Source organism: Streptomyces violens (genome assembly GCF_000717745.1).
In the GTDB taxonomy this organism is placed as follows: domain Bacteria; phylum Actinomycetota; class Actinomycetes; order Streptomycetales; family Streptomycetaceae; genus Streptomyces; species Streptomyces violens.
The window spans coordinates 205,049-227,963 of record NZ_JOBH01000004.1 but is presented as its reverse complement, the minus strand read 5'-3'; the positions used below and the strand labels follow the sequence as shown (position 1 = coordinate 227,963).

The window sequence follows — 22,915 nt, the reverse complement described above, 5'->3', positions numbered from 1 at the left end:
TCCGATAAGGACGATGATGATCCGCCGTCGGACCGACGAGAGGACATCACATGGGCCTGCGCGCGGGACAGGGCGTACTACGCCGCAAACCGATCGAAATGATCCAGGAGACCGAGGGCGGCAAGGGCGAACAGCTCACCCGCACGCTCGGCCTCTGGCAGCTGACGGCCATCGGTGTCGGCGGCATCATCGGCGCCGGCATCTTCACGCTGGCCGGCACCGTCGCGAACGAGAAGGCCGGCCCCGCCGTCCTGCTGTCGTTCCTCATCGCGGGCATCGCGAGCGCGGCGGCCGCCTTCTCGTACGCGGAGTTCGCCGGGATGATCCCGAAGGCGGGCTCCGCGTACACCTACGGGTACGCGGTCCTCGGCGAGCTGGCGGGCTGGTTCATCGGCTGGGACCTGCTGCTGGAGTACACCGCGATCGTCGCCGTGGTGGCGATCGGCATCTCCGGCTACTTCAGCTTCCTGCTGGGCGAGCTGGGCGTCGAACTGCCCGCGTGGATGCTGGGCGCGCCCGGCACCGGCGACGGCCACCGCGTCGACCTCTTCGCCGCGGCCCTCTGCCTTCTGATCGCCTATCTCCTCACCCTCGGCATCAAGAACGCCGCGCGCTTCGAGACGATCGTCGTCGGCCTGAAGGTCCTGGTCGTCCTGGTCGTCATCGCCGTCGGCTTCTTCCACATCAACACCGGGAACTACTCCCCGTTCTTCCCCCACGGCCTCAGCGGGGCGTTCGCGGGCGCGGCCACGGTCTTCTTCGCCGTCTTCGGCTACGACGCGATGTCGACAGCGGCCGAGGAGTCCAAGGACGCCCAGCGCCATATGCCCAAGGCGATCCTGTACTCGCTGCTGATCTCGATGGTCCTGTACGTCCTGGCCTGCCTGGTGCTGACCGGCATGCAGAACTACACGAAGATCGACCCGGAGAGCGGCTTCTCCACGGCGTTCAAGTCGGTCGGCCTGGGCAGCCTGGCGGACATGATCGCGGTCGGCGCGATCATCGGCATCCTGACCGTCATGTTCACGTTCATGCTCGGCGTGACCCGCGTCTGGTTCTCCATGAGCCGCGACGGCCTCCTCCCGAAGTGGTTCGCCAAAACCCACCCGACCCGGCATGTGCCGACCCGAGTCACCTGGATCGTCGGCGCGGCATCGGCTCTGATCGCGGGCTTCCTGCCGATCCGTGAGGCTGCCGAACTCACCAACATCGGGATCCTGCTGGCCTTCGTCGTGGTCTGCATCGCGGTCATCGTGCTCCGCTACAAGCGCCCCGACCTGCCCCGCGCCTTCAAGTGCCCCGGCGTCCCGATCGTCCCGGCCATAGGAGTCGTCTTCTCCATCTGGCTGATCACCTTCCTGGAGTGGCAGACCTGGGCCCGCTTCGCCGTGTGGTTCGCGCTCGGCCTGGTCATCTACTTCGCGTACTCCTACCGCCGCTCCGAGCTCGGCAAGGCACAGCGCGAAATCGCCGACCTGGAGGACCGCGAAGGGCGGCTGTGAGTTCGCAATCCGCCAGTCCGAAAAAACGATACGGATAGCCGATTAGCGTGGTAATTGGACCGCCCAGCGCTCCTGCCGCTAATCTCCTCACCGATCAAGCAGAGCCGTCCGGTGCTGTTTTGGACGTGCCGCTGCGGAAGAACAGCGGACGAAAGACGAAACACATATGCGCAAGACAATCCGTTCGACCCTGACGGCGGTCCTCGTGGTGAGTTTTTCCGCGGCGCTGTCCTCCCCGTCGTACGCCAGCGCGAGCGACTGCGTCGGCGGCAACGGGACGAACGACTCGTACCAGACCTGCACGACGGTCGAAGGTACGGGCCTGCGGGTCAACAGGTGGCAGACCTCGACGTACTCCTCACTCGGCGGCCAGAATGTGTACGCCCGCTTCTACGTCAACGGAAAGCGGGTGCACACCGTGAAGAAATACACGGGAGCCCCTAAGCGCCTGGCGGTGAATTTTCCCGGGAAGCTGCCGAGGAAGTACCGGGACGGCACGAGGCTCTGCAATGTGTGGAGCGTGAACAAGCGGTACAAGTCCTGCATCACCGTGCACAAGTAACGCCGAGAAATACCGGAAAGCAGAAACGCGCCCGCGCGCCGGAAGTGTCCGGGGCGCGGGCGCGTTTGAGGGGGCGGCCGAGCGGCTGGGGCTCGGCTTGGGGGTCAGGACTTCTGGAGGGCGGTCCAGAATTCGTCGAAGGACATCAGGCCGTCGTGGTTGGTGTCGCGGGCGTTGATGACGGCCTCGGCGACGGGGCCGGTGACGTAGGCGTCGCCCATCTCGGCCATCGCGTGCTTGAACTCCTCGGCCGTGACCTTGCCGTCGCCGTTCGCGTCGAATCGTGCGAATGCGGCCTTGGCCTGCTCGATGTCTGCCACGGGGTGCCCCCTTCATGCGGTGCTGTTGTCGTGTCGTGTGGGTAACCGACCCGGGTACATTAACCGACCGTCACCAAAGGCCGGTCATGGCCGTCCCCCGTCCTCGCCAAGGCGGGCCAGCGCGCGTGCCAAGTACGGCGCCGTGCGGCTGTCCTGCGCCGTCGCCACCTCGGCCGGCGGGCCGGACGCCACGATCCGGCCGCCGTCGGCGCCGCCGCCCGGCCCCAGGTCGATGACGTGGTCGGCGCCCGCGACCACGCCCATGTCGTGCTCCACGACGACCACCGTGTTCCCGGCGTCCACCAGCCCGTGCAGCTGGCGCAGCAGTACTTCGCTGTCGGCCGGATGCAGTCCGGTGGTGGGCTCGTCCAGCAGGTACAAGGTGTGACCGCGGCGGGTGCGCTGGAGTTCGGTGGCGAGCTTGATGCGCTGCGCCTCGCCGCCGGAGAGTTCCGTCGCGGGCTGGCCGAGTCGGAGGTAGCCCAGCCCGACATCCTGGAGTGTGCGCAGGCTGCGGGCGGCGGCGGGGACCTCGGTGAGGAAGTCGGCCGCCGCGTCCACGGTCATCTCCAGGACCTCCGCGATGTTCCGGCCCCGGTAGGTGATCTCCAGGGTCTCGGGGTTGTAGCGGGCGCCGTGGCAGGCCGTGCAGGGCGCGTACGTGCCCGGCAGGAAGAGCAGTTCGACGGCGACGAAGCCCTCGCCCTGGCAGGTCTCGCAGCGCCCGGAGGCGACGTTGAAGGAGAAGCGGCCCGCTTTGTAGCCGCGGGCGCGCGCCTCGTCGGTGCTTGCGAAGACCTTTCTTACGGCGTCGAACAGTCCGGTGTACGTGGCGAGGTTGGAGCGCGGGGTGCGGCCGATGGGCTTCTGGTCGACGCGGACGAGCCGGTCCACGGCGTCCAGGCCCTCGACGGCGGCCAGTTCGGCCGTCGGGCGCGCCTCGTCGTCGTCCTCCGGGCCCGGGCCGCCCTGTCGCTCCCGTACGGCGTCCGCGAGTACCTGCGTGACCAGGGTCGACTTGCCCGACCCGGAGACGCCGGTGACGGCCGTGAAGACCCCGAGGGGGAACTCCGCGTCCAGCCCCCGGAGATTGTGCAGCCGGATGCCGGAGAGGCGCACGGTCCCCGAGGGCTTGCGCGGCTCGCGCGCGCCGTCGCCGCCGGGCCCGCCGAAGAGGTAGCGGCGGGTGAGGGATTCGGTCACGTCCGCGAGGCCGTCGACCGGTCCGCTGTGCAGTACGCGGCCACCGTGCTCCCCGGCGTGCGGTCCCACGTCCACGAGCCAGTCGGCCCGCCGGACGACGTCCATGTCGTGCTCGACGACGAAGAGGGAGTTGCCCGCTTGCTTCAGGCGGTTGAGCACGGTGAGCAGGCTCTCGGTGTCGGCCGGGTGCAGGCCCGCGGAGGGCTCGTCGAGGACGTAGACGACGCCGAAGAGGCCGGAGCGGAGCTGGGTGGCGAGGCGCAGCCGCTGGAGCTCGCCGGCGGAGAGGGTGGGTGAGGGGCGGTCCATGCTGAGGTAGCCGAGGCCGAGTTCGGTCAGCACCTCGATGCGGGCCACGAGGTCGCGCGCGAGGGTGCCCGCCACGCTCTCCTCGGCCGAACCGCTCGTACCGCCCATACCGCTCGTGCCGTCCGTGCCTTCCGCCGTCGGCCGCAGCAGTGCGGCGAGCGCCGCCAGCGGCATCCCGGCCAGCGCGGCGATGTCGTGCCCCGCGAAGGTGACCGCCAGCGCCTCGGGCCGCAGCCGCCGCCCGTCGCACGCCGGGCACGCCTCGGACACCAGGAACTGCGCGACGCGCTTGCGCTGCGTCTCGCTCTGCGAGTCGGCGAAGGTGTGCAGCACGTAGTGCCGGGCGCTCTGGTACTGGCCCTGGTACGGCCGCTGGATGCGCCCCGCCTCGCGTACCGGATGCACGGTGACGACCGGCCGTTCCTCGGTGAAGAGGATCCAGTCGCGGTCCCGCTGCGGCAGCTCGCGCCAGGGGCGGTCGATGTCGTACCCGAGCGTGGCGACGATGTCGCGGAGGTTCTTGCCGAGCCAGGCGCCGGGCCAGGCGGCGATGGCGCCGTCGCGGACGGAGAGGGAGGGGTCGGGTACGAGGGACTCCTCGGTGACGCGGTGGACGCGGCCGAGGCCGTGGCACTCGGGGCAGGCACCCGCCGCCGTATTGGGCGAGAAGGCGTCGGAGTCGAGGCGTCCGGTGCTGTCCGCCGGGTAGTCGCCGGCGCGCGAGAAGAGCATGCGCAGGCTGTTGGAGAGGGTGGTGACGGTGCCGACGGAGGAGCGGGACGTGGGGGCCGAGCGGCGCTGCTCCAGGGCGACGGCCGGCGGCAGCCCGGTGATCTCCTCGACCTTGGGCGCGCCGACCTGGTGGATCAGCCGCCGGGCGTAGGGCGCGACCGATTCGAAGTACCGGCGCTGCGCCTCGGCGTAGAGGGTGCCGAAGGCGAGCGAGGACTTGCCGCTGCCGGAGACACCGGTGAAGACGCAGAAGGCGTCCCGCGGGATGGCCACGTCGACGGCGCGGAGGTTGTGCTCACGGGCGCCGCGCACCCGTACGTACGAATCGGTCATGCCCTCCATGATCGGGGACGCCGGCCGGCCGGCGGGGAGGTGGCCGGCCGGCGTCCCCCGTCTCACTCCGCGCCGACGGCCGCGAGCAGGCGCTGGTGCGCCTCCTCCCACGGCCCCGGCGTGGCTATCACCGCGCGCAGGCCGCGGATCTGCCGGGGCGGCAGTCCGGCGGCGAGCACGCCGGTGGCCTGCCCGTCGCGGCCGTACAGCGCGGCCACCTGCCGCTGCTCCTTGTCCAGCAGCACCGTCTCGGCCCGGTCGGCGCCCGCGAGCACCCCGTACGCCTGGAGCTTCATGCCGTACTGGTCGGACCAGAAGTACGGGACCGGCGCGAACGGGCGGCGCTCGTCCTCCGATACGCCCAGCTCCACGAGCAGGTTCTTGGCCGCGGCCATGGCCTGCTCGGTGGCGTTCATCCGGTGCTCGATCCGCAGGTGGCGGCCGTGGCCCGGGTGGTACCAGCGGGCCACGTCACCGGCGGCGTAGACACCGGGCGCCGCGGCGCAGTACTCGTCGCAGCGCAGCCCGTCGGCGGTGTCCAGCGCCGCGTCGGCACGCAGCCAGTCCACGGCCGGCTCGGAACCGATGGCGAGCAGGACGGTGTCGGCGTCGAGGGCCGTGCCGTCGGCCAGCCGTACGCCGGTGACCCGTCCTTCCGCGGTCTCCACGCCCTCCAGAGCGCCGGTCAACTGCCGTACGCCGTGCCGCTCGTGCTCGGCGGCCAGCAGCGCGCCCACGCCCTCGCCGACGAGGCGGCCCATGGGCAGCGGGTCGCGGCCGACGAGCGTGACCTCGTGGCCCAGCTCGCGGGCCACCGCTGCGGCCTCGGAGCCGAGCACGCCGTTGCCGGCGACGACCAGCCGCCGGGGCGCGCCCGACAGCCAGGTCCGCAGCGCGAGCGCGTCGTCGAGCGTGCGCAGCGTGTGGACGCCGTCCAGGCGGGCCAGGCCCGGCAGGGTGCGGGCCCGGACGCCGGTGGCGACGATCACGCCGTCGGCGGCCAGCCGGTCGCCGTCGTCCAGCGTCAGCGTGCGCGTCCCGGCGTCCAGCGCGGTGGCCTTGGTACCGAGCCGGACGTCCAGGTCCAGCGCGTCGAGCTGGTCGGCCGTGCGCAGCCCCAGCCGGTCGGTGTCCCAGTCGCCGCTCAGCAGCTGCTTGGAGAGCGGCGGCCGGTCGTACGGCAGGTGCGGCTCGTCGCCGACCAGCGTCAGCTCGCCGGTCCAGCCGCCCCGGCGCAGCGCCTCGACGGCGGCGAGGCCGGCCGCCGAGGCGCCGACGACGGCAATGCGTCCGACGGTCATGCGTCGACCTGGATGGCCGCGGCGGGGCAGATGGCGGCGGCCTCGCGGACCGCGGCGTGCTGCTCGGCGGGCGGCTGGGCGTCGAGCAGGACGACGATGCCGTCCTCGTCACGCTGGTCGAAGACCTCCGGGGCGACGAGCACGCACTGGCCGGCGGCGCAGCACTTGTCGATGTCGAGGGTGATGTTCATGGCTGCTGACTCCTGTGGGGGTTCCTGTGGGGTGGTGGGAGGACGGGATTACCAGGTGACCGGCAGCTCGTGGCAGCCGTAGATCGCCATGTCCGTGCGGAACGGGATGGACTCGATCGGCACGGCGGGCCGCATCGTGGGGAAGCGGCGCAGCAGGGTCCCGAGGACGACCTGCAGCTCGACGCGGGCCAGCGCCTGCCCGAGGCACTGGTGGATGCCGTAGCCGAACGCGACGTGGTGCTGGGCGTTGGGGCGGCAGACGTCGAGCTTGTCCGGGTCCTCGAAGGTCTCCGGGTCGCGGTTGGCGGACGGCACGGCGACCACGACGCCCTCGCCGGCACGGATGAGCTGCCCGCCGATCTCGATGTCCTCGGTGGCGGCGCGGCGCGGGCCGTTGCGGATGATGCTGTGGAAGCGCAGCAGTTCCTCGACGGCGCCACGGATGAGCGACGGGTCCTCGCGCAGCTGCTGTGCGGTCTTCGGCTCGCCCATCATGCTCAGCGCGGACAGGCCGATCATGTTGGCGGTGGTCTCGTGCCCGGCGACCAGCAGCAGCGCGGCGAAGCCGATGACGTCGTCGTGGGTGATCTCCCCGGCCTGCTGCTGCTCGACGATGAGCCGGCTGAGGATGTCGTCGCCCGGGTTCGCCTCCTTGGCGGTGACCAGGCCGTCGAGGTACGCGCGCAGCTCCTCGCGGGCGGCGTCGGCCTCCGCCTTGGGGATGGTGCGGGAGAGCAGCTTGCCGGTGAGGTCCTGGAAGACCGTGTGGTCCTCGTACGGGACGCCGAGCAGCACGCTGATGACCAGAGAGGGCACCGGAAGGGCGAGCGCCTCGACGAGGTCGACGGAGTCCGCGCCGTTCAGCTTGGCGGTCTGCATCGCGTCGCAGAGCTCGTCGGTGATCCGCTGGATCTCCGGGCGCAGCGCCTCGACCTTCTTGACCATGAACTCGCGGGTGACCATCCGGCGCAGCCGTGTGTGCTCCGGCGGGTCCATGCGGATGAAGCCGCGGTTCTCGGTGGTGGCGCCGCCGGTCATGCCGCTGAGCGGGTAGCCCGGGGTGAGGGTGTCGGAGCTGAAGCGGGTGTCGCCGAGGATCGCTCGGATGTCCGCGTACCGGGTGACGAGCCAGGCCCAGCTGCCGTCGGGCAGCGAGATCTTCTTGATCGGCTCCTCGATCCGCATCCGGCCGAGCTCGGCGGGCGGGTCGAACGGGCAGCCGGTGGGGGGTTCCACGGGCAGCGGGGCATGGGGGGAAGTGACGGTCATGTCGCTCCTAGAAGGCACGTACCGCAAGGACGTGCGCCGCGGTGGGGCTTCGCCTAACAACCGTAAACTTACATGCGTAATAGGCAGGCAAACGAGCCGGGGGGGTGCCTGAGCGAGGCTGAAGCGGCGGTTAGGTGCTAATTACAACTCAAGGTCCTCACGAAACAGACCGCAGATCGATACGCGAAGATCAGCGCTCCAGCAACAGCTCCAGGATCTCGTCCACGAAACGGTGCAGGCGTTCGGGATTCTTCGTCGCGGGCAGGACCTGCCAGAGCATCACCCGGCCGTGCACCGCCGACCACAGGACGTACGGCGCCTCCTCCCGGGAGCCGCGCACCCGCCAGCCCGCCTCCTCGCACGCCGCCAGTGCGTCGTGCAGGCCGCGCACCAGCAGCCCCGCCGGGTGCTGCGCCAGCCGCTCGGGGCCGACCGGGGACTGCCGGGTCTCGTAGAGCAGGCGGTACTTCGCCGGATGGTCGATGGCGTACGTGCAGTAGGCGCGCAGCCGGGCACGCAGCCGGGCCACCGGGTCCCCTTCCGGGACCAGCGCGCCGGCCGCCGCCATGTCCTCGACCAGCCGCTCATAGCTGACCTGCATCGTCGCCCAGACCAGCTCGGTCTTGTCGGCGAAGTGCCGGTAGATGCTGGGCGCCGCGACGCCCGCCTCGCGGGCCACGGCGCGCAGTGACAGCGCGTCCTCGCTGCCGACCTGCTCCAGCAGCCGTTCCGTGGCGCTCAGCAGCTCCTCGCGCAGCCGGTCACCCTGGCCGCGCGGGTTCCTGGGCCGTGCGGCCGGGCTCTCCGTCATGCGCCGTACGCCTCTTTCTCGTCCTGGCGGGCACTCAACAATTTCATACCTCGTCCCGCACCCCACCGCGCGGCCACCGCGCAGCCCCGGCAACCGCTACCGTGCGGCCATGCCTCAGCCCCCGTACGCCGGTGCCGAGACCGCCCCCTGGCGGCCCGAGCTCTTCCCGCCCGGCCTCCCCGTGGCCGGGACCGTGACCGCGCATGCCTCCGGCCGGGCCTGGCTGGCCCGGCTGCCGCGACTGGTCCGCGAGGCCGCCGAACGGTGGGAGCTGCGCCTGTCGCCCCCGTTCCACGGCGGCAGCTGCTCCTGGGTGGCCCCGGTGCGGCTGCCCGACGGCGACCCGGCCGTACTGAAGGTGACCTGGCCGCACCGGGAGGCCGCGGGCGAGGCCGCCGCGCTGCGCGCCTGGAGCGGCCACGGCGCGGTCCGGCTGCTCGCCCACGACCCGGCACGGCACGCGCTGCTCCTCGAACGCTGCGTACCGGGCACCACGCTGCTCGACGCGGTACCGGAAGCCGACCGGCACGCCGACGCCACCCTCTCCCCCGAGGCGGGGCTGGACCGCGCCGCCGATGTACTGGACGCGCTGTGGCGCGCGCCCCGGCCTCCGGACGGCGAGCTGGAAACCGTGGCGGCGGTCTGCGCCGAATGGTCGGACCAGGTACGCGAACGGATGGACCGGCTCCGGCCGCCGTACGATCCCGGCCTGGTGGAGCTCGGCGCGTCCCTGCTGCGCGAGCTGCCCGCGACCGCCCGCCGCGAGGTCGTCGTGCACGGCGACTTCAACCCCGGCAACGTGCTGGCCGCCGACGGCCCGCGGGGCTGGCTCGCCATCGACCCGAAGCCGATGACCGGCGACCCGGGGTACGACCCCTGGCCCTTGCTGACCCAGCTCGACGACCCGTTCGAGTACGACGCACCGGAGGCACTGCTGCGCACCCGGCTGCGGCTGCTCGCCGACCGGCTCGGCATACCGCCCGAGCGCGCGGCGGCCTGGGGCGTGGCCCGCTCCGTCGAGAGCGCCCTGTGGGCCGCCGCGCACGACGATGTACCGGGCGGGGGCGAGGAGTTGATGGAAGCCAGGGTCCTCGCGGAGGTCGCCGGTCTGTGAACCGCGCGCCACGCCGGCCGGCGCTCCGACACAGGTTCTAGACCGCCGCGCGTCGGGCGGCTGCCGTCTGCGCCGCCTCATAGCCCGGCGGGACGCCCGGGACCAGCAGGATGTCCGCGTCGAGGTGGCGGGTGCGCAGCGGGATGAGCTCCTGGTAGGCGGGCGAGTCGTACCAGGCACGGGCCTGCTCCAGGTCCGGGAACTCGATGAGGACCAGGTGGCCGGGCCAGGTGCCCTCAAGGACCTCGGCCTTGGCGGCGTGCACCCGGAAGCGGCCCCCGAAGGGGTCGAGCGTCTCCTGGATGCGCTCCATGTAGGACAGCACGTCCTCGTGCCGGCTCTCGCCCTTTATGTGACCCACGGCGTACGCGCTCATGGCAGTCCCCTCTGGTTGCCTCAGGGCCCGAAGGCCCGAATGGCCGGCGGCCGCTCCGTGCGGCCCGCGCTGACCCGTACGTTTCCAGGCCCGGGTCAGCGCGTCGATGACCTCGGAGGTCATGGCGGACCTGCGGTACGCCGTGCCGCGCAGGTCAGTTGGCCCGCAGCGCGGCCAGCTGTTCGGCGAAGGGCACGACGTCAAAGGCGTCGTCGGCCGGCTCGGCCGCGGGTGCCGTGGCCGCCCGCCCCAGGGCCAGGGCGGCCAGCTCCCCCGCCGCCCGGTCGATGCGTTCCGTGAGCGCGCCGCCGGGGCCGCTGCCGCCCGTGCCCCAGTCCTCGGACGCCGCGTACACGGCGGTCGGTACGACCACCGCGCGCAGATACGCGAAGAGCGGGCGCAGCGCGTGCTCCAGGGCGAGCGAGTGCCGGGCCGTACCGCCGGTCGCCGCGATCAGTACGGGCTTGCCGGTCAGCGCGGTGTTGTCGATCACGTCGAAGAACGACTTGAACAGCCCGCTGTAGGAGGCGGTGAAGATCGGCGTGACGGCGATCAGGCCGTCCGCCTCCGTCACCGCCTCGATCGTCTCGGCCAGCGCGGGCGACGGGAAGCCGGTCACCATGTTGTGCGCGATGTCGGTGGCCAGGTCGCGCAGTTCGACGACGTGTACCTCGACCACGCGGGCCGGCTCGTCACCCGCCAGGCGCTGCCGGGTGGCCTCCGACAGCCGGTCGGCCAGCAGGCGGGTGGACGACGGGACGCCCAGCCCCGCCGAGACGGCCACGATCTTCAGCGGCTTCATTCCGCCACCTCCTCCAGGGCCGCGGCGTCGCGCTCGGCGACGCGCGCCGCGTGCGTCGGCCCGTCCGGCACCTCGGCCGGGCGGTTCTTGGCGAACTCCTTGCGGAGCACGGGGACGACCTCTTCGCCGAGCATGTCGAGCTGCTCCAGCACGGTCTTCAACGGCAGACCCGCGTGGTCCATCAGGAACAGCTGGCGCTGGTAGTCGCCGAAGTACTCGCGGAAGGCAAGGGTCTTCTCGATGACCTGCTGCGGGCTGCCGACGGTCAGCGGGGTCTGCTCGGTGAACTCCTCCAGGGAGGGGCCGTGCCCGTAGACGGGCGCGTTGTCGAAGTACGGGCGGAACTCGCGGACCGCGTCCTGGGAGTTCTTCCGCATGAACACCTGGCCGCCGAGGCCGACCATCGCCTGCTCGGGGGTGCCGTGCCCGTACTGCGCGTAGCGGTGCCGGTAGAGGCGGATGAGCTGCTGGAAGTGGTGCTTGGGCCAGAAGATGTTGTTGGCGAAGAAGCCGTCACCGTAGTACGCGGCCTGTTCGGCGATCTCCGGGCTGCGGATGGAGCCGTGCCACACGAAGGGCGGTACGCCGTCCAGCGGGCGCGGGGTCGAGGTGAAGCCCTGCAGCGGGGTGCGGAACTTGCCCTCCCAGTCGACCACGTCCTCGCGCCACAGCTTGTGCAGCAGGGCGTAGTTCTCGATGGCGAGCGGGATGCCCTGGCGGATGTCCTGGCCGAACCAGGGGTAGACCGGGCCGGTGTTGCCGCGGCCCATCATCACGTCCACCCGGCCGTCGGCGATGTGCTGCAGCATCGCGAAGTCCTCGGCGATCTTCACCGGGTCGTTGGTGGTGATCAGCGTGGTGGACGTGGAGAGGATCAGCTTCTCCGTGCGCGCCGCGATGTAGCCGAGCATGGTGGTCGGCGAGGACGGCACGAAGGGCGGGTTGTGGTGCTCGCCGGTGGCGAAGACGTCCAGGCCCACTTCCTCGGCCTTGAGCGCGATGGCGAGCATCGCCTTGATCCGCTCGTGCTCGGTCGGCGTCCGGCCCGTCGTCGGGTCGGTGGTGACGTCTCCGACGGTGAAGATCCCGAACTGCATGGTGCCCGCCTCCGTGCGCTGCGTTGGTTGAATGCACTGCGTTAGTTGAATCGTGAACTACACCGCCCAACCGTAGCGGGCTCGCAGCTATTCCGCACCTTCGCGCACCCTCCGCGCGTCACCTCACCTCAGCGACACGACCCGGCCGAAATAACACCGATCTCGTGAAGTTCACGCCTTGACTTGTGAACTTCACAGGTGCTTTTGTTTTAAGCATCATGAATGACGTGATCCCTGACCGCCGCCCCGTGATCGGCGTCTCGCTGAAGCTGTACTTCGGTCTCGCCGAGACCCGGAAGTGGCTCGCGGACGTCGCCGCGCTGGCCGGCACCGCCGCGCTCGGCGCACGCGCCGTCGACCTCTTCGTCCTCCCCGCCTTCCCGGCCCTGGCCGACGCCCGCGAGCTGCTGGCCGGCACCGGCGTGGCCTTCGGCGCGCAGGACGTGCACTGGGCCGAGTCCGGCCCGTGGACCGGCGAGGTGTCCGCCGGGATGCTCGCCGAGGCCGGCGCCACGTACGTCGAGGTGGGGCACGCCGAGCGGCGCGCGTACTTCGGCGAGACCGACGAGACCGTGCGCGCCAAGACCCGCGCCGCCACCGCCGCCGGGCTGGTTCCCGTCGTCTGCGCGGGCGAGCGGGACGGCGCCGATCTCGGGGCGGCCGTCGAGGAGACGCGTCAGCAGGTGCGGGCCGCGCTGGCGGGCGCCGTGCCCGGCAGCGAGGTGGTCATCGCGTACGAACCGGTCTGGGCCATCGGCGCCGCCGACCCCGCCCCCGCCGATCACGTCCTCGCGGTGGCCGCCGCGATCCGCGCCTGCCTGGACGAGCACGACGTACGCGGCCGCCTGATCTACGGCGGCACCGCCGGGCCCGGTACGTACGCCCGGCTCTCCGCCGGCCCCGTCGACGGCCTGTTCCTCGGCCGGCTCGCGCACGACACCGAGGGCCTGCGCCGCGTCCTCGACGAGATCGCACCCGTCCGAACCGCCCCGAACCACTCTGAACCGGTCTGACCGCTCCCAGGGAGAACACCCATGACGTACCGCATCGCCATCGGCTGCGACGACGCCGCCTTCGAGATGAAGGACGCGATGATCGCGCATCTCACCGAGCGCGGCTACCCGGTCACCGACCTGAGCGCCACCGCGGACGAGGACTACCCGGACGTGGCCGAGCGGGTCGCGCGCAGCGTCGCCCGGGGCGAGCACGAACGCGCCGTCCTCGTGTGCGGCACCGGCATCGGCATGGCCATCGCCGCCAACAAGGTGCCCGGCATCCGCGCCGCGCAGATCCCGGACAGCTACAGCGCCGAGCGGGCCCGCAAGTCCAACGACGCACAGATCGCCTGTTTCGGCAGCCGCACCATGGGCGTGCACGCCGCACTGGTATGCCTGGACCACTGGCTGGTCTCCGACTTCGCGGGCGGCGGTTCGGCGCCCAAGGTGGAGAAGATCAAGCAGGTCGAGTCCCGTAACCGCGCCATCCCCGCCTGAAACCGCCGCTCCCCCGCCCCTCCCTCCGAAAGGTGTGAGCACCATGCGCGCAGTCGTCATCGAGGAACCGCACAAGCTCTCCGTGACCACCGTGCCGGACCCGACGCCGGGCCACGGCGAGGTCGTCGTCAAGGTCACCGCCGCCGGGCTGTGCGGTACCGATGTGCACATGCTGGCGGGCGAGTTCGGGCCCACCCGGTACCCGGTGATCCCGGGGCACGAGTTCTCCGGTGAGATCGTCGCGGTGGGCGAGGGCGTCACCGCCTTCGCCGAGGGCGACAAGATCGCCGCCGACCCGGCGATCTACTGCGGCGCCTGCCACTTCTGCGCCATCGGCCGCGGCAACCTCTGCGAGCAGTGGGGCACGATCGGCATCACCGTGGACGGCGCCGCCGCCGAGTACGTGAAGGTGCCGGCCCGCAACTGTTACCGGCTGCCGGAGACCGTGGAACTGCGGCACGCCCCGCTCATCGAGCCGCTGTCGACGATCGTGCGCGGCTTCGACATCGTCGACCCCAAGCTCGGCGACAACTTCCTGATCTACGGCGCGGGCACCATGGGCCTGCTGTACATGCAGGTCGCCCAGCGCGCGGGTGCCGGCTCCGTCTCCGTCGTGGACATCAACGAGGACCGCCTCGCGGTGGCGAAGAAGCTGGGCGCGGACCACGTCGCCACCAGCGCGGACGACCTGGAGCGGCGGCTGGGCTGGGAGGTCGTCACGGACTGCACCGGCAACATCAAGGCCATCGAGGACGGGCTGACCCGGCCGATCCGCGGCGGCACGTTCCAGCAGTTCGGCTGCGCCCCCGACCAGGAGCTGGCGAAGTTCTCGCCGTTCCGGATCTACAACGACGAGATCCGCATCGTCGGCTCGATGGCGATCCTGCACAGCTACGGGCGTGCCGTGGAGCTGCTCGGCAAGGGCTTCATCGACTCCGAAACAATGATCACCCACCGGTTCGCGCTGGACGAGTACGCCGAGGCCCTGGAGACCTTCAAACGCGGCACGGGCCGCAAGCTCCAGATCGTCCCGGACAAGACGCCCGCCTGACGCGCCCCCGGCGACGGCCCTGAGGCCCCTGCCCGTCCGGCCTCAGCCTCTGCCCGCCCTTCACTCTCGCGCGCTGCGCAGCTGGAGAATGCATGTCGCGGTGAGCGCAACAACACGGTCCTCGTCATGTGACAGAGCTTCGAGGGCACGTGACGCCGTGGTCCCCGGGATGTCCGCCAGCGCCTGTGTCAGCCGTCGACGCGCAGCCGATCCCGTGGTGGGGCGGGCGAGGGAGTCGACGAGCCCGGTGGCGATCCGATCCGCCAGCGCGGGATCACTCGCCAGCGCGCTCAGCGCATCGGCTGCGCCGGCGTCGTCCCGCTCCTCGACGATCATGTCGAGGAGTGTCGGGACCGCGTCGGCCACTCCCCGTGCCCCGAGCGCCAGAGCCGCGTACCCGCGGACCACGATGTCGGGGTTCGTGAGGGCGTCCCGCAGCAGTGCGGTCGCCTCGTCGTTCGGGAACTCGGCGATGGACTGGACGGCACGTTTCCGCACTTCGGCCGCGGGTGAGACGAGGCCCTCCGCCAGCAGTGCCGGCCCGTCCCCGCCCGATCGCGCCAGAGCCCAGCGAAGGGCTCCGGCGACGTTCGGGTCCGACTCGCTCAGCACGGCCTCGACCAGTGCTTCCACCGGTACGGGAACGTCCTCGACCGCGGACAGGGCCGCGCGCTGCCGTGCCCCCTCGTTCTTCGACCCCAACGCCTGGAGGAGCGCGACGGTCTGGAGGACGTCCTCCCAGCCGGCGGGTTCCGCGGCACCGATCCGACGAAGTCGCGTGAGCAGCTCCGTCTCCGCCGCGATGCGGTCTCGCGTCCGGCGGATGAGGTCGTCGACGAGTTCCGCGGGCGCGAAGCCGGGGTCATCGAGCGCGCGCCCGACGTCGCGCAGCGACAGGCCCAGTGACCGCAGGCTCTCGATGTGGAAGATCCGCCGGATGTCCTCGCCGGAGTACTCCCGATAGCCGGAACCGGTACGACCCGTCGGCCGCACCAGGCCCAGCGATTCGTAATGCCTGAGCATGCGGGCGCTGACCCCGGAGCGTCGCGCGACGTCACCGATCAGCACTGCTTACCGCCCCTCCTGGCCGGCCCCGCCGAGGGCTACGACGCGTTTCGCCTCCTCGATCGCGAACTCGAAGCCGGCGTCCGGATCGCGCCACAGCCGCTCCGTGGCGACCGCGTGCGCGCGTACGCGAGGGTCGGGATCCGTCGTCGCGGCGCCCAGCGTCGGCAGCATCACCTCACCGAGCGCGATCAGCGCCCGGCTGAGGCTCAGCTGCGTCTCGCGTTCGCCGCGCCCGAGCTGTGCCGCCAGCGCTACGGCCAACTCGTGCTCCTCGCCTTCGGGCACGAGCACGACCGCTGCCCGCCAGGCGCTCCGGGCCACCTCGTCGTCGGCGTCGGACAGCAACGCCGGTGTGATCGCCGGCCACGCTCGCCGGTCCCCGATCTTGGACAGCGTGTGCAACGCCTGGCTCCGTGCCTGCGCACGCCCCGAGCGGACTTCGTCGACGAGCACCGGGACCGTCATCGATGCCGCGTGGCGGGTCAGTGCCCACGTCAGCATTTCGCGCACGTAGAACTCGGGTTCGATCGCGCAGCGCTCGATGAGCTTGCCGATGAATCCCGGGTCCGGGGCCGTGCCGACCGCCAGCGCCGACTGCAGCCGAACCGACGAGCTGTCGTCCTCCAGCCCCTGGAGAGCTCGCATCGCGTTCGTGTCCTCTCTCGGCGTGATCATGAGGACCACCTCCTCGGCAACAGTGAAGACCTTGTCACTGTGTCAAGGTCAAGCGGGACCGGTCCGGGAGACGGCCAGTTCCGCCAGTTCGCAGCCCGCGTGCAGGAAGGCGCCCACGCCGAAGTCGGCCGTGGTGTCGTATCCGACGGGCTGGCTCGACTCGGGGCGGTCGCCGACGCCCTGGACGTAGCCGAGGAAGCCGTCGGGGTGCACGGCCGTCGTGGTCAGGCCGTGCCAGGCGCGCGTCACGACCGGGAAGTACTGCGTGCGCGGGACGAGGCGGGCGCGGAGGGCGTAGGCGGTGGCGTACAGGAAGAAGGACGTACCGCTGGTCTCCGGGCCGGGGAGGTGCGCGGGGTCGGCGAGGTTCACATTCCAGAACCCGTCGGCGCGCTGGACGGCGCGGAGCGCGGCCAGTTCCCCTACCAGGGTGGCGCGGTACTCGGGTACGTGCCGGGCGCCCGCCGGCAGCGTCTTGAGCGTCTTGACGTGGCCGCCGGCCACCCAGCCGTTGCCGCGCGACCACACGACCGGCTTGCCGTCCGGCGAGAGGATCCCGCCGGGCAGGAAACGCTTGTCGCGGTACCAGAGGCCGGACTCCGGGTCGTACAGGCCGGGCCCGCCCTCGGCCGACTTGGTGTGCGTGTAGAGCGCGTACAGCTTGTCCCAGTAGGCGGGTTCGGCGCGCAGCCGGCCTATTCGGGCGAACGGCGGCATCGCCATGTGCAGCGCGTCGTCCCACCACCAGTCGTCGTTCTTCTCCGGCCGGTCGGTGAAGACCATCCGGTGGAGCGATTCCTCGATGGCCGCGATCTTCCCCTGCTCGGGCTCCAGTTCGTACAGGTCGAGATAGGTCTGCCCGGCGCAGTGGTCGTCGGCGTGGCGGGTGGTGACACCGCTGTTCAGCGCGTAGTCGTGGCCTTCGGCCCAGCCGCGCGCGTAGCGGAGGTAGCGGGCGTCGCGGGTGAGCCGGTACAGGGCCATCAGGCCGCTGAAGAAGGTGGCGCGGGCCCACTTGTTGTCGCCGGGGTCGGCGTGCGCGCCGATCCAGTGGTCGGCGACCCGGCGCAGTACGGCGGTGATCTCCGCCCTGGAGGGGAGCGCCCCGGACGGCGTGCGGGCCGCCGCCGCGCGGGCGGTGGCGGGGAGGGCCGGTCCGGCGGCGAGCGCGGCGCCGGCGGCGAGGACGCGCCGCCGGCCCACAGGTTCTCCGAGGTGCCCCAGGTCTCTCATGCGTACGCCCTTTCCGCCGACGGAAGCCACGTAGGTCACGCGAGCCGCACGAGTCATGCACGTGAACGGAGTTCACCCATGCGGCGCACAGAATGGCACGCCAACTCCCGCCGACGGAAGGGGACTTGCTTCTAGATCTTCGAGCCGTGCCCTTCCCAGTACGGCTCGCGCAGCCGGCGTTTGAAGAGCTTTCCGGACGGGTCGCGGGGCAGCGTCTCCTCGAAGACGACGGTCCCGGGGACCTTGTACTTGGCCAGCCGGGCCGCGACATGAGCGCGGACGGCCTCGGCGGTGAGGCCGGCGGCGGGGTCGGCCTGTATGTGCGCGGCCAGCGTCTCGCCGTACTCGGCGTCCGGGATGCCGAACACCGCGGCGTCCCGCACGCCGTCCAGCGCCAACAGGCACCCCTCGATCTCGGCCGGGTAGATGTTGACGCCGCCGGAGATCACCATGTCGTTCAGCCGGTCGCTGAGATAGAGGTAGCCGTCCTCGTCGAGGTGGCCGACGTCGCCGATGGTGACATAGCCGGGGAGCGCCGCCGACTCCATCGCGGCGCGCTTGGCGGGGTCGCCGAGGTAGGTGAAGCGCGGCCAGGTGTCGGCCGGTCTGAGGTAGACCGTGCCGGTCTCGCCGGGCGGCAGCACCCGGCCGTCGGGGCCGAGCACCGCCACCCCACAGGTGCCCTCGGCGCGCCCCACCGTGCCCGGGTGGGCCAGCCACTGTTCGCTGTCGCACCAGGTCACGGCCCCGGTCTCGCTGCCGCCGTAGTACTCGCGCAGGATCGGCCCGAGCCAGTCGATCATCGCGTGCTTCACGTGCGGCGGGCAGGGCGCGGCCGCGTGCACGACCGAGGTGAGGGAGGAGAGGTCGTACCGCTCGCGGACCTCTTTGGGGAGGCGGAGGAGGCGGACCAGCATGGTCGGGACGACCTGCACCTGCTCGACTCGGTGCGCCTCGATCAGCCGCAGGAACTCCTCCGCGTCGAAGCGCGGCATGAGGGTGATGTCCAGGCCGCAGGCGACCGCGAGGACGGCGTGCTGGCTGGGCGACGCGTGGTAGAGCGGCGCCGGGATCATGGTGCGGCCGCCGGGGCGCACGGCGAAGTAGGAGAGGAAGTTCGCCACGGCGTCGGGCAGGTCGGCGGCGCGTACGGGGTCGCGCAGCACCCCCTTGGGGCGGCCCGTCGTACCGGAGCTGTAGATCACGGTCGAGGGGCGGTCGGGGGCCGGGTCGGCCAGCGGCGCGAAGCCGGCCAGCCAGTCGTCCAGTACCGGATGCGCGCCGCTGACCGGTGGCGCCGTGAAACCGCAGGCCGCGGCGACCCCTTCGGGCACGGGCGCCTCGATGACGTGTACGCCGGCGGGGAGGTGGGCGGTGACGGCGGGCAGCATGTCGGTGTGGACGAAGGCGGCGCGGCTGCCGCTGTCGGTGAGGACATGGCGCAGATCGTCGTGGCGGAAGTGCCAGTTGACGGGGACCGCCGAGATGCCCGCCTGGGCGGCGGCCGTGGTGACCTCCAAATAGGCCGGTTCATTGCGCATCACGACCGCGATCCGGTCACCCGACGCGATACCGAGGGCGCGCAGCCCGGTCGCGATGCGGGCGGTGCGGTCGTGGAAGGTGGGGTAGAGGCGTTCGTGGCCGGCGGAGCGGATGGCGGCGGGTGCAGACGCGAGATCCATGCAGCCTCCAATGATTTTCGGCTCGCGCACATCCAACCAACCGCACGGGAGGTTGACCAGAGTGCTGACGGCACGTCAGCGAGGCGAACGAAAGCAGGACGGGCGCGCGTCGGGGGGCCGTCGCGGGGGCCCGCTCCTATGCTGAGGAGGCATGAAGCCCAACGACATTCTGCGCCGGCACGGCGAGGCCATCGATCTCTTCGGGGACCGCGTCCACGCCGTGGGCGACGACCAATGGGACGCCGCGACACCGTGTACGAACTGGACGGTGCGCGACCTGGTGAACCACCTCACCGCCGAGCAGCTGTGGGTGCCACGGCTGGTGCGGGACGGTGCCACCATCGAGGACGTCGGCGAGGACTTCGGCGGCGACGTGCTGGGCGAGGACCCGGTCGCGACCTGGGACCGCGCCGCGGTGGCCGCGGTCGCGGCGTTCACCGAGCCGGGCGCGCTGGACCGGCAGGTCCATCTGTCGTACGGGCTGACCGGCGCGGCCGCGTACTGCAGTCAGATGACGATGGACGCGGTCGTGCACGCCTGGGATCTGTCACGGGCGGTCGGCGCGTCCGAGGAGCTGCCGAAGGAGCTGGTGACCGCGGCACTGCGGGAGGTCGAGCCGTACGCGAAGGAGCTGAGCGAATCGGGGCTCTTCGCCCCGCCGGTCGAGCCGCCGCCGGGCGCCGACGACCAGACCCGGCTGCTCTGCCTGCTCGGCCGCCGTCCGTAGGCGGCGGCCGGAAGGGGTGCCGGCCGGGTCACCCGGCCGGCCGTACGCGTCAGCAGCCGTACGCGGCAGCAGCTGTACGCGTCAGTCGATGCCGCGGAAGATGTGCTGCTCAGCCGTCGATTCGTCGTCGCAGCCCGCCAGGTGGACCGGGGCGCAGCGGCTCCAGACCTCGAGGTTGCGCACCTCCCGGATGCGCCCCTGGCGCTCTGCCTGCTTCGGTCGGGGCTGCTTGCTGATCGTCTGTTCCGGTGCCACCACGCACTCCTTAGCCAAAGGGATGAGGTACTTGACGCGGTGGCGCCGTATGTCATAACCGGGAGTTCGGCCATGGTTCGTGGCGCATCCCGCGACGGGCCGAGGATGTCGGCATCTCCCAGACAGGTCGTCCGTCGCCCCTCAGCCTAACGACATGAGTTCCCCGCTGCGCGGTAATTACCGTCGATAGGGTTACAGGCCGGAGAAAGTGCCCCCGTACGGCCCGTTTCAGCCACCCCGGCACCGGCCACGATGCTACGGATAGGCATGTGGAGTGGTTCTCGGCGCCCGAGTACTGGCTGGGCCGGCTGGTCTTCCAGCGGGCCCTGGCCGCGCTGTACATCATCGCGTTCGTATCGGCTGCGCTGCAGTTCAGGGCGCTGATCGGGGAGCGCGGCATGACCCCGGTGCCGGACTTCGTGCGCCGCGTGCCGTTCCGGGTGGCGCCCTCGGTCTTCCACTGGCGCTTCTCGGACCGCTTCTTCGCGTGCTGGGCGTGGGCGGGGGCGCTGCTGGCGGCGGCCGTGCTGGCGGGTGCCGCCGACGCCGTGCCGCTGTGGGCGTCGATGGTGTGGTGGGCCGTGCTGTGGGCGATGTACCTCTCGATCGTCAACGTCGGGCAGACCTGGTACGGCTTCGGCTGGGAGACGCTGCTCCTCGAAACGGGCGCGCTGGCGGTCTTCCTGGGCAACGCGCGCACCGCGCCGCCCGTCCTCGTCCTGTGGCTGCTGCGCTGGCTGCTCTTCCGGCTGGAGTTCGGCGCGGGGCTGATCAAGATGCGCGGCGACCCGTGCTGGCGCGACCTGACCTGCCTGTACTACCACCACGAGACGCAGCCCATGCCGGGCCCGCTGAGCTGGTTCTTCCACCGTCTGCCGCGGCCGCTGCACCGCGTCGAGACGGCCGCGAACCACGTGGCGCAGCTCCTCGCGCCCGTCCTCCTCTTCACCCCGCAGCCGATCGCCACCTGGGCGGCGCTGGCAATGATCGCCACCCAGCTCTGGCTGGTGCTCTCGGGCAATTTCGCCTGGCTGAACTGGGCGACGATCGTGATCGCGGTGTCCGTCGTGGACGCCTCGGCGGTCGGCCTCGGCGGCCTCGTGGGCCCGCCGGCGGACCTCGCCCCTCCCCCGCTCTGGTACGAAATCGTGGTCATCGCCGCGACCGCGGGGGTGCTGTACCTGAGCTACCGCCCGGCGCTCAACCTGCTCTCTCATCAGCAGCGGATGAACACCTCCTTCGAGCCGCTGCACCTGGTCAACGCGTACGGCGCGTTCGGCTCCATCACCCGCGTCCGGCACGAGGTGGTCATCGAGGGCACGACGGACGAGGTGATCACCGAGGACACGGAGTGGCGCGAGTACGACTTCAAGGGCAAGCCGGGGGACGTACGCCGCATGCCGCGCCCCTTCGCGCCGTACCACCTCCGCCTCGACTGGCTGATGTGGTTCGCGGCGCTGTCGCCGGGCTACGCGGGCCGCTGGTTCGGCCCGTTCCTGGAACGCCTCCTCGAAAACGACCGCGACACGCTGCGCCTGCTGCGCCGCAACCCCTTCCCCGACGCGCCGCCCCGGCACGTACGGGCGCTGTTCTACCGCTACCGCTTCACGACCTGGCGGGAACTGCGGGAGACCGGCGCGTGGTGGCACCGGGAGCCGGTACGGCAGTTCTTCCCGCCGACAGCTCTGCGCGAAAGGCCCTGACCATGTCGCGGGCGTGCCGCAGCCCGATCCGGGTGACCTCGCGCTCGACGTCGTCCAGCTCGGCAACCACCTCGTCGTACGGCCATCCCAGGTGCGCCCGGGACTTCACCAGCCCCAGCCGTGCGAGCGCGCTGCCGCGCGGCTCGGACATGGCCCGGAACTCCTCCAGCGCGCCGCGGTAGACCGCACCGGCCTCCTCGTACCGCCCGGCCCGGTACAACACGTTCCCGCGCATCTTGCGGTTGTACGCCAGCGCCCCGGCCAGATCGAGTCCCCGGCACAACGCCTCCCCCTTGCTGAGCAGCCGCAACGCCTCCTCGGTCTCCCCCAGTACGGACCGCACATCGGCGACGCCCCGCAACGACCACGCGAGCCCCCGCACGTCGTCGGCCCCCTCGGCGACCCGCGCCGACTCCTCGAACAGCTCCAACGCCTTCTCGTACTCCCCCTTGTTGCGGTGCATCTGCGCGATCCCCGACATCGCCCACACCATGTGCCGGGCCTCGCCGTGCGCCCTGGCCTGTGCCAACAGCTCTTCGTGCAGCTCGGCGACGGCCTCGTAGTCGCCCTGTATCCGCCCGGTCTCGGCGAGCCCGGCCAGCGCGTACCCGTGGGCGAGGCGGTCGCCGCCATGATCGGCGAGCTCGACGGCCGCCGCGAGCAGCCGACGGGCGAGCGCGAGGCGCCCGCACTGGCGGGCGAGAGTACCGCCGCTCCACAACGCCCATGCCATCCCACCGGCGTCCTGCGCGGCCCGCGCGCTGCGGTAACTGGCCCGCCAGGCGTCCCCCGCCTCCGCCACCCGCCCGAGCCGCCGCCCGGCCTCCGCCTCCGCGAGCGCGGCCCGCGCGGCGTCCCCCGGTGTCCCGGCCGCGCCCCGCACTCTCCGCGCCGCGACGAGCACCTCCTCGTACGAGGAGTTCACACTCAACTCCGCCCCCAGCTCCCCCTGATACTCCGGAGCGAATGCCTTCCCGTACATCGCGAGCCTCCTGGTCATGTCGGTCATCCGCCATGACGCTATGCGGCCCGAGACCGGCCATTCGTCCCTCCACCTGCGGTTATCGGTGTCCACCGGGGGATGTACGAAGGGCTGGGCGATCATC

Annotated in this window: 23 protein-coding genes; 8 read left to right on the top strand and 15 right to left on the bottom strand. The window is 71.5% G+C overall.

Annotated elements, in window-relative coordinates:
* The first annotated feature begins 50 nt into the window (after nucleotides 1-50).
* Both IF04_RS0109735 and IF04_RS0109730 read left to right on the top strand, forming a co-directional pair.
* The gene (locus IF04_RS0109735) at nucleotides 51-1,502 is read left to right on the top strand and encodes an amino acid permease (RefSeq protein WP_030253564.1); all 1,452 of its coding nucleotides are present in this window, start codon (nucleotides 51-53) and stop codon (nucleotides 1,500-1,502) included.
* 166 nt (nucleotides 1,503-1,668) lie between these two features.
* Entirely contained in the window at nucleotides 1,669-2,064 is a 396-nt protein-coding gene (locus IF04_RS0109730) for a hypothetical protein (protein WP_030253563.1), read from the top strand.
* Nucleotides 2,065-2,168: 104 nt separating this feature from the next.
* Here IF04_RS0109730 and IF04_RS0109725 read toward each other — a convergent pair whose 3' ends face one another.
* The 6 genes from IF04_RS0109725 to IF04_RS0109700 form a co-directional block, all read right to left on the bottom strand.
* The gene (locus tag IF04_RS0109725) at nucleotides 2,169-2,384 is read right to left on the bottom strand and encodes an EF-hand domain-containing protein (RefSeq protein ID WP_030253560.1); all 216 of its coding nucleotides are present in this window, start codon (nucleotides 2,382-2,384) and stop codon (nucleotides 2,169-2,171) included.
* Between the two features lie 84 nt (nucleotides 2,385-2,468).
* Nucleotides 2,469-4,961 (bottom strand): excinuclease ABC subunit UvrA, encoded by a 2,493-nt coding sequence (uvrA, locus tag IF04_RS0109720; protein WP_106975573.1) that lies wholly within the window; start codon nucleotides 4,959-4,961, stop codon nucleotides 2,469-2,471.
* A gap of 62 nt (nucleotides 4,962-5,023) precedes the next feature.
* Nucleotides 5,024-6,262: an NAD(P)/FAD-dependent oxidoreductase gene (locus IF04_RS0109715; protein ID WP_030253556.1), complete on the bottom strand. Its 1,239-nt coding sequence runs from the start codon at nucleotides 6,260-6,262 to the stop codon at nucleotides 5,024-5,026.
* Complete coding sequence (locus IF04_RS0109710; protein WP_030253553.1) at nucleotides 6,259-6,453, bottom strand: ferredoxin; 195 nt, start codon at nucleotides 6,451-6,453, stop codon at nucleotides 6,259-6,261. Before IF04_RS0109710 ends, IF04_RS0109715 begins: the two co-directional genes overlap by 4 nt.
* Nucleotides 6,454-6,501: 48 nt before the next feature.
* Complete coding sequence (locus tag IF04_RS0109705) at nucleotides 6,502-7,722, bottom strand: cytochrome P450 (protein WP_030253550.1); 1,221 nt, start codon at nucleotides 7,720-7,722, stop codon at nucleotides 6,502-6,504.
* Between the two features lie 190 nt (nucleotides 7,723-7,912).
* Complete coding sequence (locus tag IF04_RS0109700; protein WP_030253548.1) at nucleotides 7,913-8,533, bottom strand: TetR/AcrR family transcriptional regulator; 621 nt, start codon at nucleotides 8,531-8,533, stop codon at nucleotides 7,913-7,915.
* Nucleotides 8,534-8,642: 109 nt separating this feature from the next.
* Here IF04_RS0109700 and IF04_RS0109695 point away from each other — a divergent pair, with 109 nt between their 5' ends.
* A complete protein-coding gene (locus tag IF04_RS0109695; protein ID WP_051830973.1) occupies nucleotides 8,643-9,647 on the top strand; it encodes an aminoglycoside phosphotransferase family protein in 1,005 nt (334 codons plus the stop codon).
* A 37-nt stretch (nucleotides 9,648-9,684) separates the two neighbouring features.
* On the opposite strand, the gene IF04_RS0109690 is transcribed toward IF04_RS0109695, so the two are convergent.
* From IF04_RS0109690 to IF04_RS0109680, 3 genes are all read right to left on the bottom strand, one after another.
* Nucleotides 9,685-10,023: a DUF1330 domain-containing protein gene (locus IF04_RS0109690; RefSeq protein WP_030253543.1), complete on the bottom strand. Its 339-nt coding sequence runs from the start codon at nucleotides 10,021-10,023 to the stop codon at nucleotides 9,685-9,687.
* 154 nt (nucleotides 10,024-10,177) lie between these two features.
* Nucleotides 10,178-10,825 (bottom strand): FMN reductase, encoded by a 648-nt coding sequence (locus IF04_RS0109685; RefSeq protein WP_030253541.1) that lies wholly within the window; start codon nucleotides 10,823-10,825, stop codon nucleotides 10,178-10,180.
* Entirely contained in the window at nucleotides 10,822-11,922 is a 1,101-nt protein-coding gene (locus IF04_RS0109680) for an LLM class flavin-dependent oxidoreductase (protein WP_030253539.1), read from the bottom strand. The genes IF04_RS0109685 and IF04_RS0109680 overlap by 4 nt, the downstream gene beginning before the upstream one ends.
* A 227-nt stretch (nucleotides 11,923-12,149) precedes the next feature.
* On the opposite strand from IF04_RS0109680, the gene IF04_RS0109675 reads away from it, so the two are divergent.
* The 3 genes from IF04_RS0109675 to IF04_RS0109665 are packed head-to-tail and all read left to right on the top strand — an operon-like array spanning nucleotide 12,150 to nucleotide 14,466.
* Nucleotides 12,150-12,935: a triose-phosphate isomerase family protein gene (locus tag IF04_RS0109675; RefSeq protein ID WP_063829460.1), complete on the top strand. Its 786-nt coding sequence runs from the start codon at nucleotides 12,150-12,152 to the stop codon at nucleotides 12,933-12,935.
* A gap of 21 nt (nucleotides 12,936-12,956) precedes the next feature.
* A complete protein-coding gene (locus IF04_RS0109670) occupies nucleotides 12,957-13,415 on the top strand; it encodes an RpiB/LacA/LacB family sugar-phosphate isomerase (protein WP_030253535.1) in 459 nt (152 codons plus the stop codon).
* Nucleotides 13,416-13,458: 43 nt separating this feature from the next.
* Nucleotides 13,459-14,466, top strand: a complete 1,008-nt coding sequence (locus tag IF04_RS0109665; protein WP_030253532.1) for a zinc-dependent alcohol dehydrogenase family protein — start codon at nucleotides 13,459-13,461, stop codon at nucleotides 14,464-14,466.
* A 60-nt stretch (nucleotides 14,467-14,526) separates the two neighbouring features.
* Here IF04_RS0109665 and IF04_RS0109660 read toward each other — a convergent pair whose 3' ends face one another.
* The 4 genes from IF04_RS0109660 to IF04_RS0109645 form a co-directional block, all read right to left on the bottom strand.
* Nucleotides 14,527-15,534, bottom strand: a complete 1,008-nt coding sequence (locus tag IF04_RS0109660; protein WP_030253530.1) for a HEAT repeat domain-containing protein — start codon at nucleotides 15,532-15,534, stop codon at nucleotides 14,527-14,529.
* 3 nt (nucleotides 15,535-15,537) lie between these two features.
* Nucleotides 15,538-16,209 carry a HEAT repeat domain-containing protein gene (locus tag IF04_RS0109655; RefSeq protein WP_030253528.1) on the bottom strand — a complete coding sequence of 224 codons (672 nt, stop codon included), beginning with the start codon at nucleotides 16,207-16,209 and terminating at the stop codon, nucleotides 15,538-15,540.
* Between the two features lie 48 nt (nucleotides 16,210-16,257).
* Complete coding sequence (locus IF04_RS0109650) at nucleotides 16,258-17,442, bottom strand: glycoside hydrolase family 88/105 protein (RefSeq protein ID WP_051831064.1); 1,185 nt, start codon at nucleotides 17,440-17,442, stop codon at nucleotides 16,258-16,260.
* 131 nt (nucleotides 17,443-17,573) lie between these two features.
* Nucleotides 17,574-19,124 carry an AMP-binding protein gene (locus IF04_RS0109645; protein ID WP_030253524.1) on the bottom strand — a complete coding sequence of 517 codons (1,551 nt, stop codon included), beginning with the start codon at nucleotides 19,122-19,124 and terminating at the stop codon, nucleotides 17,574-17,576.
* A 151-nt stretch (nucleotides 19,125-19,275) separates the two neighbouring features.
* Here IF04_RS0109645 and IF04_RS0109640 point away from each other — a divergent pair, with 151 nt between their 5' ends.
* Nucleotides 19,276-19,851 carry a TIGR03086 family metal-binding protein gene (locus IF04_RS0109640; protein WP_030253522.1) on the top strand — a complete coding sequence of 192 codons (576 nt, stop codon included), beginning with the start codon at nucleotides 19,276-19,278 and terminating at the stop codon, nucleotides 19,849-19,851.
* 81 nt (nucleotides 19,852-19,932) lie between these two features.
* Here IF04_RS0109640 and IF04_RS38645 read toward each other — a convergent pair whose 3' ends face one another.
* Complete coding sequence (locus IF04_RS38645) at nucleotides 19,933-20,106, bottom strand: hypothetical protein (RefSeq protein WP_157847632.1); 174 nt, start codon at nucleotides 20,104-20,106, stop codon at nucleotides 19,933-19,935.
* A gap of 269 nt (nucleotides 20,107-20,375) precedes the next feature.
* Between IF04_RS38645 and IF04_RS0109630 the strand changes: the two genes are divergently transcribed.
* The gene (locus IF04_RS0109630) at nucleotides 20,376-21,809 is read left to right on the top strand and encodes a lipase maturation factor family protein (protein ID WP_030253521.1); all 1,434 of its coding nucleotides are present in this window, start codon (nucleotides 20,376-20,378) and stop codon (nucleotides 21,807-21,809) included.
* On the opposite strand, the gene IF04_RS0109625 is transcribed toward IF04_RS0109630, so the two are convergent.
* Nucleotides 21,712-22,791, bottom strand: a complete 1,080-nt coding sequence (locus tag IF04_RS0109625; protein ID WP_030253519.1) for a tetratricopeptide repeat protein — start codon at nucleotides 22,789-22,791, stop codon at nucleotides 21,712-21,714. The two genes, IF04_RS0109630 and IF04_RS0109625, sit on opposite strands and share 98 nt — an antisense overlap.
* Nucleotides 22,792-22,915 lie beyond the last annotated feature (124 nt).